Genomic DNA, 15,895 nt, shown 5'->3' with positions numbered 1-15,895 from the left:
GTCGACCGATGAGTTCCGCTCCCACCCATGTGCCCGGAGCCCCCATGGGGCAGGCCGCCGAGCACCTCAAGGTCAAGCTCCGGCCCGACCTCATCGTCCAGCCGCAGTTCTACGAGGGGATGACGCACTACGTCATCAAGGACCCGATCGCGCTGAAGTATTTCCGATTCAAGATCGAGGAATATTTCCTCCTCCAGGAGTTCAACGGCCAGAACAACCTGCAGGACGTGAAGCGGTCGTTCGAACGCAAGTATCGGCCGCAGACGATCTCGATCGAGGACCTGACCCGGTTCTCCGCCCAGCTCCACGAGGCCGGCCTCGTCCTCATCGACAGCCCCGACCAGGCCAAGGTCCTGATCCGGCGCCGGCGCAAGAACCGCTGGAAGAAGGTCTGGCAGTTCATCGCCAACATCCTCTACATCAAGATCCCCGTCATCGACCCCGAGAAGCTCCTGACGGGGATGTATCCCTACTTCCGCTGGATCTTCACCCCCTACTTCGTGGCGTTCAGCGTCGCCATGATGCTCGCCGCGCTGACGCTCGTCGTGAGCCAGTGGAACCTCTTCAGCTCGCGACTGCCGGACTTCCAGAGCTTCTTCAACTGGAGCACGATCTTTTACTTCTGGATCAGTCTGGCGATCATCAAGATCATCCACGAGTTCGGGCACGGCCTCACCGCGAAACACTTCGGGGGCGAGGTCCACGAGATGGGGATGCTCTTCCTCGTCCTCACGCCGGCCCTCTATTGCGACGTGACCGACAGCTGGCTCCTGCCCAACAAGTGGAAACGCATCTGGATCTCCGCGGCGGGTATCTACGTCGAGTGCTTCCTCGCGAGCCTCGCCACGTTCGTCTGGTGGAACTCCGAGCCGGGGCTCTTGAACAGCCTTTGCCTGGCGACGATGTTCATCTGCTCGGTGAACACGATCCTGTTCAACGCCAACCCGCTGCTCCGTTATGACGGCTACTACGTGATGGCCGACTGGCTCGAGATCCCGAACCTGCGGATCAAGAGCACGCAGTTCTTCACGTACTTGTTCCAGGAGAAGGTGCTCGGGCTGGAGATTCCCGTCCAGAGCTACATGCCCCGGTCGCGGCGGTTTCTGTTCGTCTTCTACGCGGTGGCGAGCTATGTGTACCGCTGGCTGGTGACGTTCAGCATCCTGTTCTTCCTCTACAAGTTCCTCCAGCCGTACAAGCTGGGTTCGATCAGCGCGATGATGGCGATCGGTTCGCTCGTCCCGATGGTCGGAATGCCCCTGTACCAGTCGATCAAGTTTATTCGCACGCCGGGGAGGATGCGCAAGGTGAAAAAGGCAAGGGCGGCCGGCTTCGCGGCGGTGGCCGTGGTCACTGTGGCCGGAATCCTCCTGATCCCGACGCCGCTGCGGGTCCAGGGGACGTTGGTCCTGACGGCGGCCAACCCGGAAGAAGTCTATGCCGAGATCCCCGGCCGGCTCGTCGAGCTGAAGGTCCGCGACGGCGAGTGGGTCAAGCAGGGGACGCTCCTCGCCCAGCTCTCCAACCCCGAGAAGGTCCGCGACCGCATCCAGCTCCAGGGGCTCTTCGACGCCAACTTCGCGCAGGCCCAGTTCTTCTTCAACCACCCCTCACGCGACAGCCGGGCCCAGGCGAAGTCGCATTTCGAGACGACCCAGAAGCTCGAGCCCGCCCTCGACAAGGTGATCGAGCAGATCGGCAAGCTCCGTCTGGTCGCGCATCGCGACGGCCAGGTCATGGGCGTGCCGCACCCCGAGACGGTCGGCCAGTGGATCAAGCCGGGCAAGCCATTCTGCGAGGTCGGCGACCCCCACCACCTCGAGGCGCACATGATCCTCGACCAGGCCGACATCGACCTGGTCCGGCTCAATCGGCGTGCCTGGGTGAAGGTCTACGGCGACTCCGAGGTTACCCTCCGGAGCAAGGTCGGCGAGGTCGCCAAGCGGAACCGCGAGGAGATCCAGCCCGAGCTCTCCAACGTCGCCGGTGGCGAGATCGCGACCAAGCAAGACCCCAAGACCAACGCGGCCAAGCCCTTGACCGCCGTCTACGAGGTCATCATCCCCATCGAAAACAAGAACCTTCGCCTCCAGCCGGGACTCCGCGGCTTCGCCAAGATCGACGGCGGCACCCACACCCTCGGCTGGTGGCTCTGGCGGCTCATCGCCAAGACCTTCCACTTCACCCTCTGAGGTCGGCCGGGCTCGAACTGAATTGAGACGATCGGAGGCCACTTTGGCCTCCGGTCGTCGAATCTTGCGAGTTCGAAGGGCGACCGGCCCTCGTCTCCGGACACGAATCTCGAGAACCACTCCTGGCCGTTGCGAGCCAGCGCCGCCACGCAACGGCCAATCCGCGCGCGGACCTTCAATTGGATGTGTCTTCAAGACGTAGTTCGAAACAATTTTTGATCGATTGCAGGCAATGTTGGACAACGAGCAGGGGTGGGTTAATTCCCAGATCAGTCGGCTATCCCTGTCCACAAGTTGCTCTAATCCGAAGTTCCGGATGCATGCGACTTCGCCTGTTTATAAATATGTGATTGCATGATCGGTTGTCGTTCCGTCGGTCCCCGTGGGAATGCCGCCTTCGACGCCCCGCGTCGGTCTTTCGGGACGCGGACGACCTTCGTTCCGAGCGGGAAAGGCACGCCCCGGATCAAGCCGCCCCGCGCATGAGGGATCGAATCGGGAGCACTGCCAGCGGCTCGTCCGCCCGCCCCGACGGTTTCCAGGCCGCCGTCTTAGGTCGAAAATCGAGGACGCAGATCGTCCGAGGACGGCATTCCCACGGGGACCGTGGGAACGAGGAATTAACATCTCGGGATTTGTGGGATGATGGATGGGGCCAGTCGGGGAGAAGCCCCTCGGGGGGGAGTGGCGAGGGCTTGAAGTGGCTGGTCAGTTGGGGTTGGAGGTCGAGTTGCCTTCCATCAGGTCGACGAGCTTGGTGGCGAGGGTTTGGCAGGTCTTGTCGACGGCGGATGTGGAGGTCTTGCCGAGTTCGGGGGTGAAGTTGACGGCTTCGGCGATCAGGACGGGTTGCCGGTTCTTCTCGGAGTCGAGGGGCGGATTGTGCATCCAGTTGACGGAGACCTGGATGGCGACAGTGAGCGGCTGCGGGGGGCTCTGGGGGCTTTCGGCGTGGCTGGCCGTGTTGACGTAGTTCACGGACCCTTCGAGGATCATGTCGCCTTTCTCGCGGTTATGGACGACCTTGTACGGGGTGCGTTTCTTGATCTCCTTGGTGAGAAATTCGGTCAACTTCGGCCCGAGTTCGCGGTGGATCGGATCGGCCTGGAACTCGGGGACGTACACGGTCGTGAAGCTCGAGTCGTAGAGGCTGCGCAGGGAATAATTGCAGCCGGCTTGCCCGACGACGGCGACTGCGGCCAATTGGAAGAGGTTGCGCCTCGTCAGACGCCGGGACGGATTTCGATCGGACATTGGAACGACCTCTTCTGGAAACGAAGGCAGACCATGAGAATGGTGTTGTTGTCTATGGATCAATTCAGGGTGCTGGGGTCGTCGATTTCGAGCCGCAGCTCTTTGATACAAGCCCGAAGCGCAAGCGAGTGAATGGATATTGGGATGTCGTGGCCGAATACACTCGCTTGCGGCTCGGGCTTGTAAGGCGTCTCTCAGGTGATCCTTGAGGGGGGCAATTCAACGATGATCTGTCCCAGAACTGTGTTCGTGATTCATTCGTGGTTGGAGGACCAGGCGACTTCCATCATGTCGACGATCTGGGTGGCGATGTTCTGGCACGTCTTGTAGAAGGCGGTCATGGAGGTCTCGCCGACTTCCGGCGAGAAGTTGACGGTCTCGGAGACGATGGTGGGGGGGCGGTCTTTCTCGAAGTCGAGCGGTGGGTTGTGGATCCAGTTGACGGCGACCTGGATGGTGGCGGTGAGCTGTCGCGGGAGGTTCTGGGGGTTCTCGACGTTGGTGTTCTTGTCCGCGTATGTCACGGACCCCTCGAGGATCGTGTCCCCTGCTTCGCGGGAGTCGACGTGTTTGTAGGGGGTGCGCTTCTCCATCTCCTTGATGACCAGTTCGGTCATCTTCTGCGCGAGTTCTCGGTGGAAGGTGTCCGACTGGAACATTGGGATGTAGACGGTCTTGATGCTGGTGTCGTAGGGGGCGCGTAGGGAGTAAATGCAACCGGCTTGCCCGACAACACTGACTGTAGCGATGCGGAGGAGATCGCGCCTCGTCGGGAAATGGTATTGGTTTCGATCGGGCATGAGATCGACCTTCCCTGTCGACGTCCGAAACCCGGCTTTGGAGAAAAAGTCGTCAGCCGTGTTTCTCGAGACGGTCATTCGTGGTTGGAGGACCAGGCGACTTCCATCATGTCGACGATCTGGGTGGCGATGTTCTGGCACGTCTTGTAGAAGGCGGTCATGGAGGTCTCGCCGACTTCCGGCGAGAAGTTGACGGTCTCGGAGACGATGGTGGGTGGCCTGTCCTTCTCGAAGTCGAGCGGTGGGTTGTGGATCCAGTTGACGGCGACCTGGATGGTGGCGGTGAGCTGTCGCGGGAGGTTCTGGGGGTTCTCGACGTTGGTGTTCTTGTCCGCGTAGTTCAAGGTTCCTTCGAGGATCGTGTCGCCTTCCTCGAGGGTGCCGACGACCTTGTAGGGGGTGCGTTTCTCGATTTCCTTGATGACCAGCTCGGTCATCTGCATCTGGAGCTCGCGGCGGAAGGAGACCGAGCGGAACATGGGGACGTAGACGGTCTTGATGCTGGTGTCATACGGGGCGCGGATGGAGTAGCCGCAACCGGCCTGGGCGGCCACGGCGACGGCCGCCATGCGGAGGAGATCGCGCCTCGTCGGGAGATCGCACGGGTTTCGCTCGGACATCGGATCGACCTTCCCTGGAGAGTGGAGATAACTACACCCGACATCGGATCAATTCATGCCGCCCATGCCACCCATCCCGCCCATGCCCATGCCGCCCATCCCACCGCCGCCGCCCATCGCGCCCTGCATGCTGTTGGGGTCGGTGTTGGGCATGCCCATGATCTTGCTGGGCTGGATCTCCTTGCGGGGCATCTTGGCGAGCGTGGCGAGCTCGGCCTTGGCCTTGACGGCCCAGGTGCTCTTGGGCCAGCGGTGGCGGACCTTGCCGAATTCGTACTCGGCGGAGATGACCTTGCCGGTCCGCTTGTAGTAGTCGGCGATCATGTAGGTACGCTCGGCCTCGGCGTCGTTGATGATGTCGAGGGTGTGGTAGAGCTTCTCGTTGTTCTCGGGGTGGTCGGGGAAGGAGACCATGGTCTGCTTGATCATCTCGCGGGCCTTCTCGAGGCCACCGCCGTCGTATTCAGGGCCGATATACGCCTTCATCCTCGCGTCGATGCTGGCGAGTTGGGCCTTCTGGGCGAACGGGCTCTTGGCGTGGTCGGAGGAGAGCTGGTCATAGTGCATGGCGGCCAGCTCGAACTCGCCGTTGCCCATGTGGATGTCGGCGATGCGAAGCACAGCGTCGTCGGCGAGCGGGCCGATCGGGTCGTGCTGGCGAACATGCTCGAGCGCGGCGATGGCATTTCCCTGCGTGTCGACCAGGGGCCTCCGGCCGTCGAACCGGGAGTACCAGGGGAGCTTCTGTTCGGCCTTGGCCTTGGGGTCGTCGAGGGCGAGCCAGCGTTCGGCGATGGCGTATTCGCGAGCGACCAGCCGGTCCCTGTATTCGGTGCCGGGGTAGTCGCGGAGCAGGAGTTCGTAGCTGTCGTTGGCGGCGACGAGCTTGCCTCGCTGGAACTGGCACTCGGCGGTGAGGAACTGGGCTTTTTCTCCCCAAGGGGTCCCCTTGCGCTTCCGGATGATCGGGCCGAAGGCGGCCTCGGCCTCGACGAGCTTGCCTTGCTTGTAGAGCTTCTCGGCGGCGCGGAACTCGGCGTCGGCTTCGGGGTTGGAGGGGGCCTTCATGGGCGTCCAGCCGTCGGAGCCGAGGACGAGGGACGAGCGCGGTTCGGGGGTCGAGTATGGGGTGCGTTTCGGGCCGAGCCAACGCGCCATGAGGTTTCGGTCGTCGGCGATCTCGTCCTTGGAGATGGGACGGGTGAGCGACGAGTCGGTCCCCATCTTCCAGGCGCTCCAGAGCCCCCCGCTGGTGGTGGTGCAACCGGGGGCGGTCAGGACGATCGCCAGGACGGCACCGAGACGGAGTCGAAAGGGCGACCGAGCGTGGGGGGTAAGTTGCCGATACGCCAGGTCCATTCGGTCATACTCCGAGAAAGGGCAGTAGACGGGGGCGGCGGCCCAGCAGGTGACTGATCACGTTGCCGACGGTCGTCCGCACCGGCCCGAGGGTCGCGGGGCCGGGGTCGAGCTCGCGCCAGTCGAGGCCGGGGCTGGCGAGGACTCGGATCGCCTCCAGGGTCCGTCCCGAGAGGGTTGCGACGTGCGGCTGGCCGGGGCGGCAGCTCGGGCAGAGGACTCCGCCGGTCGCCAGGCCGAACGCATAAGACTCTCCCCGCGCTTCTACGACGTTGCCGCAGTGCGTGCAGGTGTCGAGCACGGGCATCAGCCCGAGCTCGCGAAGACAGGCCAACTCGAACCGGAGGACCCGTCGAGGACGCAGCGCGGAGTCCCCGAGATGCCGCAACGTCACCGTCGCCGCGTCGAACAATTTCGGGTGTGGATCGTGGAAGTCGGTCAGTTCCGACAGCAGCTCGGCGATGTAATAGCCGGCATACAGGGCCGCCAGATCGCGGCGAAAGGACGCGAAGCGTTCGACGGGCGCGGCCTCGATGATCAGGTCCAACGCCTCAGACGCCTTGTGCAGCAACACGATATCGGAAATGCCCAGCAGGTCAAGGCCACCCTGGAGTGGCGACTTCAACCGCCTGGCCCCCTTGGCCAGGCCCGAGACCTTGCCCAGCTCCTTCGAGAAGGCGGTCACGACCGAGCTCGTCTCGAAGACGTCGTTCGATCGGACGACCAAAGCCAGCGTTCGAACGGCGGCCAAGGGCGTTGCCTCCGTGCAGCAACGGTTGGGAGAGGTCTCAACGAGGACCCACGTGGGAACGCCGACGACGGATCACTCGGCTACGGTCGCGGCCCTCGGGCCTCAGCGGCTCTCGACGGCCGAGGCCGGTTGGAGGTTGAGGCGGACGCGTCGGATCGAGTGATCGGCGACCTGGACGACGGTGAATTCGACGCCGTCGAACCGGAACGACGTGCCGGGCTCGGGCAGGCGGCCGAGGGCGTGGAAGGCCAGGCCACCGATCGTCAGGTAGTCGGCGTCGGTGGGCAGGTGGAGTCCGAGCCGTTCGTTGAGCTGCTCGAGAGGGAAGGTCGCTTCGACCTCGTAGCTCCCCGCGCCGAGCGAGACGACGGGGTCGGCCGGGGTCGGGATGTCGTGCTCGTCGTCGATGTCGCCGACGAGCTCCTCGAGCAGGTCTTCGAGCGTGACGAGGCCGGCGACCCCGCCGTACTCGTCGAGGACGATCGCGATCTGGGTCCGCCTCGAGCGGAACTCGTTGAGGAGCTCGAAGGCGTTCTTGGTCTCCGGGATGCAATACGCCGGCCGCACGTGCTTGCGGGGGACGACCGAGTCGGGGCCGTTGACGCCGGTCATCTGCGGGAACAGATCCTTGGCGTAGAGGATGCCGACGATGTCGTCGCGATTCTCGCCGAAGAGGGGGACGCGGCTCCGACCGGACTCGCGGAAGGTCAGCGCGGCCGAGCGCGCCGAGACCGAGGCCGGGAGCATGATGATCGACGAGCCCGGGGTCATGATCTCGACGATGTCGCGTCGGGTGAGCTCGACCACGTTCTGGAGGAGCTCTCGGGCGGACTCGGGGAGGTCGGCCTCGACGTCGTCGGGGTTGTCGCCGTCGGCGGGGACCTCGACCTCGACGCTCGCGGGTCGGGGCGTGGGGTCGGCGGACTTGGACATCCGGAGGGCCAGGGACTCGGCGGCGCGCGAGCCGAAGGTCAGCGGGTTGGTCAGCCCCCGGAGGAAGCCGCAGGCGGGCCAGAGCGAGTCGATGACGACTTCGGCGAACACGCGGCCGATGACCCCCGCGAGCATGTAGCCGACCGCGCCGACGACCAGGGCGATGGCGACGACGGACTCGACCGCGAGCTGCGGCGCGACGCGATTGGCGAGCTCGCCGAGCAGGGCGGCGAGGGTCAAGCCGGTCACGACGGCGAGGGACTCGGCGCTGCGTTCGGTACGCCCGGCATCGTGGGCCACTTCGTCGGCCCGGCCGGGGTGGCCGTTCGCCTCGCAGAGGTCCTCGAGTCGGCTCCGTGAGTAGGTCTGGAGCGCCTTGGCCAGTGTGACCGAGACGAGGTGCAGGCCCAGGATGAGGATACCCAGTATCAGAGTCGCGCCCACGTTTAGACCGCCCACCTCGTGCTCTCCCGCCCCGCGTCGATCTCTTCGGCCAGGCCGACGAGGGGGAATGTATTGGTCAGGCCCTCGCCGGCCAGGATCTCGCCCTCTCGGCGCCGGATCTCGACTCGGTCATCGGGGGACTGGTCGTCGTACCCGCACAGATGAAGCAAACCATGGACCAGATACAAGGCCAACTCGGCCTGAGGGTCGGCCGAGGCGTGCCGGGCGGTCGTCGCGGCCATCTCGGTCGAGATGATGAGCTCGCCGGAGAGGGCCGGGTCGTCGGGGTCGGACAGGGGGAACGTGATCACGTCGGTCGGCCAGTCGTGCCCGAGGTGGCGCCGGTTGATCTGGTGGATCGTCGCGTCGTCGACGAGGACGATCGACAGCGACGCCCGCGTCACCCCTTCGGCGGCGAGGACCCGGCGGACGAGGCCGGCGAAGGCTTCGGGGTCGACCTGGAGGTGCTTCTGGTTGTCGCCGATCTCAACGTCGATTTCAGTCGTGGTCGCGTCGCTGTCCATCAGGCGGTCCGCTGTTCGGGGTACTTGACGCGTCCGTGGTAGATGCCGATCAAAGACTTGATCAGGCTTTCCCGGATCTCGCCGATCTCTCGGAGGGTGAGCCCGCATTCGTCGAACTGGCCGTCGCGGAGGCGCTTCTCGATCAGGTCGCGGACGAGCCCCTCGATCCGCGCCGGGGTCGGCTCGGAGAGGGTGCGGCTCGCGCTCTCGACGGCGTCGGCGACCATCAGGATGCCGGCTTCTTTGCTTTGGGGTTTCGGCCCAGGATAGCGGAAGGCACGCTCCTGGATCGCGGCGGCGTCGGGGTTGCCGTCGTTGCGGCGGTTGGCCTCGTGGTAGAAGTATTCGACCAGGGTTGTGCCGTGGTGCTGCTCGATCAGGTCGATGATCTGCTCGGGGAGGTGATGCTGCCGCCCGAGGTCGACGCCGTCCTTCACGTGCCCGATGATGATCAGGGTGCTCATCGCCGGGGCGAGGTTGGCGTGGCGGTTGGTCGCCCCCGCCTGGTTCTCGATGAAGTAGTGCGGCTTCAGCATCTTCCCGATGTCGTGGAAGTAGGCCCCGATGCGCACGAGCAGGGCGTGGGCGCCGATGCGTTCGGCCGCGCTCTCGGCGATGGCGCCGACGGTGATCGAATGGTTGTGGGTGCCCGGGGCGCGTCGGACGAGCTCCTGGAGGAGAGGGTGGGTGATGTCGCCGAGCTCGAGGAGGCTAATGCCGGTGACGATGCCGAACGAGTTCTCGACGAACGGGAGGCTCCCACCGAGGAAGAACCCGGCCATCAGGCCCCAGCCGGCGCGCCAGAGGCTTTCGCTGGTGATCAGGCTGATCGGCTGGTCCTGCCAGAGACCCGTGGCCCAGGTCAGGAGGAAGTATCCGAGGGCGGCGGTCGCGCCGACCTTGATCAGCTTGGTCCGCGTGCGGACCTCGTTGAGCGTGAGGACGCCCGCCGCGGTCCCCCCCATGAGCACGAGGAAGTGGGGGATGCCCGTCCCGAGCGCCAGGGTCGTCAGCAAGCAGAGCGCGAACGTGACCATCAGCGCGAAGTGCGGGTTGTACGCGATCGCCAGGATCATCGCCGCGATGGCGACGGGGATGAGCTCGGCGTCCCAGGGCTGGATCGAACAGAGGCGAACGAGTCCGATCGCGACGACGGTCAGGCCGCAGAGGGCGGCGATCCGCTTCAGGTCGCCGGCGACCTCGGGCTCGTGGCGGACGATGTAGTAGCCGACGAGCGCGTACAAGGCCGCGACCATCAGGACGATAGCCCCGGCGCGTCGGACGCGGGCGACGATCCGGTCTTTCCCGCTCAGGTGGGCGGCTCGGATGGCGGCGTCGTGTTCGAGGTGGAGGAGGATGAGCTGCTCTTCCTCGATCTTCTGGCCCTGCTCGACGAGGACGTCGCCTCGGCGATACGTGTCGAAGACCTCGCCGACGCCGCTCCGCGCGAGCTCACGTTGCTGGGCGGTGTATTGCTCTTCGTAACTCAGGGTCGGGGTGCCGGCGAGCTTCTCCGCGATCAGGCGGAAGAGCACCGGGCCGAGTCTTTTAGACGTGAATGCGCCCTTGAAGTCGGCATAAACCGAGCCGTCAAGCTTGGCGACGCGTTCGGGGACGACGCGCTCCCTGGCGACGAGGTGCGCTTCTTTGGGCTCCTGGCCGAGCGAGCGGACCGAGAGCATCCGACTCGACTCCTCGTGGCGGGGGAGCGTGTCGTAGCCGAGGACGCCGTCGCGGAGGAGGGGGGCGAACGCCTGCTTGATCTGGCGGTGGACGCCTTCGCGACGCTCGGGGGTGTCGGTGGCCGCTTTGATCTCGTCGAACGCCTCGGCGTTGAGCTTCCAGCTCGTTCGGAGCGTCGCGGGCAGGGCGTCGAGGCTGGGGGCCTTGGCGATCGTGACGAGGAGGTCGTCGAGACGCTCGGAGAGGTCCTGGATCAGCGCCGAGTCGTTGACCATCGACGGCGGGACCAGGTCGATGACGGCCTGGCGAGCGGTGTTGGTCTTCTTCTGGTTCAGGCGCTCGAAGCGGGGGACGTTGACGCGGATCTCGCGCCCGGGCCGCTCGCCGAGCCGGAAGGTGAAGGGGGGCCCCGCCCCGTGGACGATCGCGGCGGTGATGAGGACGGCGACGCCGACGACGGAGAGGCGGGCCAGGCGGTCGCGCTGGCGGGCCAGGCGTCCTTGGTGGAGGGCGATCGGGTTCGTGGGCCTCAACTGGGCCCGGAGGAGTTTGGAGCGTCGTTTACCAAAGCTCATGGAAGCGTCTCGAGCGTGCGTGGTCAACGGGGCGGAGCCCCATCCCACGCCGGGATGCGCCGTGCCGACACCGGCACGGCTTCGGCACGGTCCGATCGACCGCGCCCCGCCTCAACCCGAGGCGGGCTGGCCGGTGATAGGGGGAGGTTTCGGCTCGACGACGTCCGCCGCGCCGGAAACCGGTTCCTTCGCCGGCTCAAAATCTTCGTAGGCATTCACGATCGCCTGGACCAGGGGGTGCCTGACAATATCGGTCTTGTCGAGCCAGACCACACCGATGCCGGGGATGGCCTTGAGCCGATCGACCGCATCGGCCAGGCCGCTCTGGGTGGCCGACGGCAGGTCGACCTGGGTGACGTCGCCGGTGACGACGATCCGTGCGTTCTGGCCCATGCGGGTCAGGAACATCTTCATCTGAGGGACGGTGGCGTTCTGTCCCTCGTCGAGGATGATCACGGCGTCGTTCAAGGTCCGTCCACGCATGTACGCGAGCGGGGCGATCTCGATCAGGTCGTTCCCCATGTAACGCCGGATCTGATCATAATCCATCAAGTCGTGCAAGGCGTCCAGCAGCGGGCGGAGATACGGGTTGATCTTCGCCTCGAGGTCGCCGGGCAGGAAGCCGAGGTGCTCGCCGGCCTCGACGGCCGGGCGGACGAGCACGATCTTCTTGATCTGGCCGCGACGGATTGCCGCGACGGCCATCGCCACGGCGAGATACGTCTTGCCCGTCCCCGCGGGACCCACGCAGAAGACGAGCTCGTTGTCCTGGAGGGCCCGGAGATAACGGCCCTGGCCGTCGGTGCGGGGTCGGACGGTCCGATTCCCCTCGCGGATCTCGATCGGACCGGAACCAGGATTCTCAGGATTGGCGGTCCGTTGAACCCCTTCGATCAGGTCGGCCACCATTTCCGAGGAGATGGTTCGACGGCGCCGATGGAGGTTCCGGAGCTCCTCGAAGACTTGCCGCGACTGCTCCACACGTTCGCGGTCCCCCTCGACTCGGATTTCTCCGTGCCGGGCGACAACCTTGACGTTGAGTGAGTCGCGGACTTGTCGGAGGTATTGGTCGCGGCTGCCGAAGATGGCGAGTTCTTCGTCAGGCCCGCTCAGGCTGATCGTGACTTCCGGCATGCCTTGCCCTTCGCCGGCCGGAGGGCCCCCCGGTGCGAACCGGATGACCTTCGCCGACAGATCCGGGCCACGTCGTCCCGGACAAACCCGGGGCGGACGCGGCCAGCGTCCCCTATTATGGATCATCACCTTCGGAAAAGGCAATGTCTTGTCGATCGCATCGCGGCGATGCCCCGGACCCCCCGAGGGCTCGTGTGGCGAAAAGGCCGCACGGAGAAAGGTACGCGACTCGGCTCGAAACGCCTGATCTCGAGACAGCTCCTTACAAGCCCCGAGCGCCAGCGAGTGAATCCATGTCGCCGAGACCGAAAGGCTTTCACTCGCCGGTGCTTCTAGCTGGTATCGTCGAGAGGTCCAAGTCGAGTGCGAACGCACTTCAGGATCAGGGGCCCAGCCAGAGCCAGTAGGCGAAGGCGATCGGCCCGCCGAAGAGGAGCGAGTCGAGGACGTCGAGAACCCCACCGTAGCCGGGGACCGCAGCCGACGCATCCTTCCGCGAGCAGTCACGCTTGATCATCGACTCCATCAGGTCGCCGAGCTGCGCCGCCGAGCCCACGATCATCCCGAAGCCGACCGCAGCGCCCCAGCTCAAGGTCGGAATCTTGAGGAGGTAGCGAGCGACCGCCGCGGTGGCCAACGCGAAACCGATGCCAAAGACGAGCCCTCCGACGGCCCCTTCGATCGTCTTGTTCGGGCTGATCCGTGGCCAGAGCTTGTGGCGGCCCATGAGCCGACCCACCGTGTACGCCCCGGTGTCCGCCCCCTTGGACGTCGCCACCAGGAACGCGAGCGGGAGGATCCCATGATAGGGGCCGTCGAACCAACGCATCTGGATGATGAAGCTCGCCAGGACCCCGAGATAGGCCACCGCGACGACCGTCCCGGCGATCGTCGGCATCGTCGCGCCCGGGGTCCGGAACCGCAGACTCTGGACGAAGAACGTCGCCATCACGATGGCCGCGAAGGCGATGAGAGGCCACCCCAGGGCACTGACGGGCGACAGGGGGTCGAATGTCAGGTGATGCAAATCCTTCGACGATTCGACCCACGCCTTCGAGATATGGGGCGCCCAGTTGGCGACCACGAGCGACATCACCCCGGCGACGACCAGGTGGCCCGATGACTCGGCGTTCCCCTCGCTCAAGAGCCCCACGAGCTCGATCGACGCCATCCCCAGGGAGACGACCGAGAGCAGGAACCAGATCGGATACCAGGGGCCCAGCCACTCGTCGAGGCAGAGGATCAGGAGCAGCGACCCGACCATCGATAGACCAATCACGAGACGGGTGCTGAGCATGGTGTCGTGGCTCGTGGGCAGGGGGCTGTGGTTTCGGCTATCCGGACGTCGGGGCGCTTGGATCGGACGATGAGGGCGAGGGTTCCGGGACCCGTTGGCCCCTTCGGCCTGGTTGAGCAACGCCTGGAGACCGACCTACCGGCTCGACACCGTCGAGGGCAGGCCGCCGAACTTCCTCTGCCTCGAGGCGAAGGATTGGCAGCCGGCGAGGAGGTCGTCGCCCCGGAAGTCGGGCCAGAGGACGTCGGTGACCCAGATCTCGGCGTACGAGATCTGCCAGAGGAGGAAGTTGCTCACCCGCATCTCGCCCGAGGTTCGGATCAGGAGGTCGGGATCGGGCCTCCCCGCGGTGGCAAGATACGAGGCGAACGTGGATTCATCAATCCGGTCGGGGTCGAGGACCCCGGCCCGGACCTCCTCGGCGATGCGTCTGGCGGCATCGGCGATCTCGGTCCGGCCGCCATAGTTGACGGCCAGGCAGAGCATCATCCCGGTGTTCTTCGACGACATCTCGGCCGTGCGGTCGAACTCCGCGAGGACGTCGGGCGGGAGCCCCTCGCGCCTGCCGATCATCGACAGGCGGACGTTCTGCTCCATCAGCTTCGCCCGCTCGGCGATCAGGAAGCGGCGGAAGAGCCGGAGGAGGAACGAGAGTTCGGCCTGCGGACGTTTCCAGTTCTCGATCGAGAGGCAATAGAGCGTGATCTGCTCGAGCCCGAGTCGGCACCCTTCCTCGACGACGGAGCGGACGCTTCGGATCCCGTAATGGTGGCCGACGATCCGGCGCAAGCCTCGGTTCTGGGCCCAACGACCGTTGCCGTCCATGATGAGGGCGACGTGCCTAGGAAGCTGCTCGGGCCGCAGCCCCAGCGCCGCGATCTTCGCCTGTCCTTCTTCGGAGATCGACACGTTCGCCATGGTGCTCGGTCGGCTCATCAAGTGAGTTGAGAAGGCGGCCCGGACAGAAGAGTCGCTCGCGAGTTTAACGCGAGCCTCCCAGGACGATGGTCTGGCGACGTTCCGGACCGACGGAAACGATCGAGACCGGCACTCCGATCTGCCCCGACAGGAACCTGACGTACTCCTGCGCCGTCTTGGGCAGGTCGTCCCAGGAGCGGACGCCGGTCAGGTCGTCGTGCCAGCCGGGGAGGGTCTTGAAGACCGGGCGGCAGCGTTCCAGGTCGTCGAGGTGCGCGGGCATCTCGGGGATCGCGAGGCCGGACTCGTCTTCGTAGGAGACGGCCACGCAGATCTCGTCGAGCCCGCTGAGGACGTCGAGGAGCATCAGGGCGATCTCGGTCGAGCCGCTGACCCTCGCCGAGTACCGCGCCGCGACGGCGTCGAACCAGCCACAACGCCTGGGTCGGCCGGTCACCGTGCCGTACTCTCGGCCGATCCGTCGGATCCGCTCGCCGATCTCGTTGTCGAGCTCGGTGGGGAAGGGGCCCCCACCGACCCTCGTCGTGTAAGCCTTGACGACGCCGATCCAGCGGTCGATGTGCCTCGTCGGCATGCCCGAACCCGCGGCGATCCCCGCCGCGCTGCTGTTTGAGCTGGTGACGTAGGGATAGCTGCCGTGGTCGACGTCGAGCAGCGACCCTTGCGCCCCCTCGAACAGGAGTCGCTTGCCCTTACCGATGGCCTCGTGCAGCCAGGTCGTGGTGTCTCGCGTGTAGGGGCGGAGCCGCTCGGCGTACTCGAGGTACTCGTCGGCGACGGCGCGGGCGTCGAGGGGCTCGAAGTCGGGCAGCATCGCCGAGAGCAGCCGGTTCTTGTAGGCGACGATGCGGTCGAGGTGCTCCCGGAATCGAGCGGGGTGGTAGAGGTCGCCGACCCTGACGCCGTGGACCCGGCCGACCTTGTCGCGATAGCACGGGCCGATCCCGCGCCGGGTGGTCCCGAGATGGTCGGCCGCGGAAGACGACTCCTCGGTCAGACGCTCCTCGGCCAAGTGGTAGGGCAGGATCACGTGGGCACGGTCGCTGACGTGGAGCCTGCCGGAGGGGTCGACGCCCTGCTTGGCGAGCGTCTCGACCTCGCGGAGGAACGCCGGCGGGTGGATCACCACGCCGTTGCCGATCACGCAGTCGATCCCAGGCCGGAGGATCCCCGTGGGGATCAGCGAGAGCTTGTACGTCGTCCCGTCGACGACCACCGTATGCCCGGCGTTCGCCCCCCCTTGGTAGCGGACGACGCCGTCATGCTGGTCGCAGAGCAGGTCCACGATCTTGCCTTTGGCCTCGTCCCCCCACTGCAAACCCACCACGCAAGTCGAAGCCACGGCGAGGCATCTCCGGTCCAAGAGCCGCGGCCGTCGCCGGCCGCTTTG

The 15,895-nt window shown here is 65.6% G+C and carries 13 protein-coding genes; 1 reads left to right on the top strand and 12 read right to left on the bottom strand.

What is annotated here, in order from left to right:
* The first annotated feature begins 8 nt into the window (after window positions 1-8).
* Complete coding sequence (locus ACYOEI_RS17760; RefSeq protein WP_462850878.1) at window positions 9-2,192, top strand: efflux RND transporter periplasmic adaptor subunit; 2,184 nt, start codon at window positions 9-11, stop codon at window positions 2,190-2,192.
* A gap of 708 nt (window positions 2,193-2,900) precedes the next feature.
* Here ACYOEI_RS17760 and lptE (ACYOEI_RS17755) read toward each other — a convergent pair.
* The 12 genes from lptE (ACYOEI_RS17755) to ACYOEI_RS17700 all read right to left on the bottom strand — a co-directional run bounded on the left by lptE (ACYOEI_RS17755) (window position 2,901) and on the right by ACYOEI_RS17700 (window position 15,847).
* Window positions 2,901-3,446: an LPS assembly lipoprotein LptE gene (lptE, locus tag ACYOEI_RS17755; protein ID WP_462850877.1), complete on the bottom strand. Its 546-nt coding sequence runs from the start codon at window positions 3,444-3,446 to the stop codon at window positions 2,901-2,903.
* A 254-nt stretch (window positions 3,447-3,700) separates the two neighbouring features.
* Complete coding sequence (lptE, locus tag ACYOEI_RS17750) at window positions 3,701-4,246, bottom strand: LPS assembly lipoprotein LptE (RefSeq protein WP_462850876.1); 546 nt, start codon at window positions 4,244-4,246, stop codon at window positions 3,701-3,703.
* Between the two features lie 74 nt (window positions 4,247-4,320).
* A complete protein-coding gene (gene lptE / locus ACYOEI_RS17745; RefSeq protein ID WP_462850875.1) occupies window positions 4,321-4,866 on the bottom strand; it encodes an LPS assembly lipoprotein LptE in 546 nt (181 codons plus the stop codon).
* A 48-nt stretch (window positions 4,867-4,914) separates the two neighbouring features.
* Complete coding sequence (bamD, locus tag ACYOEI_RS17740) at window positions 4,915-6,225, bottom strand: outer membrane protein assembly factor BamD (RefSeq protein WP_462850874.1); 1,311 nt, start codon at window positions 6,223-6,225, stop codon at window positions 4,915-4,917.
* Window positions 6,226-6,229: 4 nt separating this feature from the next.
* Window positions 6,230-6,976, bottom strand: a complete 747-nt coding sequence (gene recO / locus ACYOEI_RS17735; RefSeq protein WP_462850873.1) for a DNA repair protein RecO — start codon at window positions 6,974-6,976, stop codon at window positions 6,230-6,232.
* Window positions 6,977-7,078: 102 nt separating this feature from the next.
* Window positions 7,079-8,353, bottom strand: coding sequence for a hemolysin family protein (locus ACYOEI_RS17730; protein WP_462850872.1), 1,275 nt, complete (start codon window positions 8,351-8,353; stop codon window positions 7,079-7,081).
* Between the two features lie 2 nt (window positions 8,354-8,355).
* Window positions 8,356-8,877, bottom strand: a complete 522-nt coding sequence (gene ybeY / locus ACYOEI_RS17725) for an rRNA maturation RNase YbeY (protein ID WP_462850871.1) — start codon at window positions 8,875-8,877, stop codon at window positions 8,356-8,358.
* Complete coding sequence (locus ACYOEI_RS17720; protein WP_462850870.1) at window positions 8,877-11,135, bottom strand: HD family phosphohydrolase; 2,259 nt, start codon at window positions 11,133-11,135, stop codon at window positions 8,877-8,879. The genes ybeY and ACYOEI_RS17720 overlap by 1 nt, the downstream gene beginning before the upstream one ends.
* Window positions 11,136-11,246: 111 nt before the next feature.
* Window positions 11,247-12,269, bottom strand: a complete 1,023-nt coding sequence (locus ACYOEI_RS17715) for a PhoH family protein (RefSeq protein WP_462850869.1) — start codon at window positions 12,267-12,269, stop codon at window positions 11,247-11,249.
* A 382-nt stretch (window positions 12,270-12,651) separates the two neighbouring features.
* Window positions 12,652-13,566, bottom strand: coding sequence for a phosphatidate cytidylyltransferase (locus ACYOEI_RS17710; RefSeq protein ID WP_462850868.1), 915 nt, complete (start codon window positions 13,564-13,566; stop codon window positions 12,652-12,654).
* A 135-nt stretch (window positions 13,567-13,701) separates the two neighbouring features.
* Complete coding sequence (gene uppS, locus ACYOEI_RS17705; protein ID WP_462850867.1) at window positions 13,702-14,484, bottom strand: polyprenyl diphosphate synthase; 783 nt, start codon at window positions 14,482-14,484, stop codon at window positions 13,702-13,704.
* A 64-nt stretch (window positions 14,485-14,548) separates the two neighbouring features.
* On the bottom strand, window positions 14,549-15,847 hold the full coding sequence (locus ACYOEI_RS17700) for an adenylosuccinate synthase (RefSeq protein ID WP_462850866.1): 1,299 nt from the start codon (window positions 15,845-15,847) through the stop codon (window positions 14,549-14,551).
* Window positions 15,848-15,895: the final 48 nt, after the last annotated feature.

It is taken from the genome of Singulisphaera rosea, assembly GCF_054877945.1.
The sequence above is the reverse complement of the archived record's forward strand: the minus strand, read 5'-3'. Positions and strand labels throughout refer to the sequence as shown.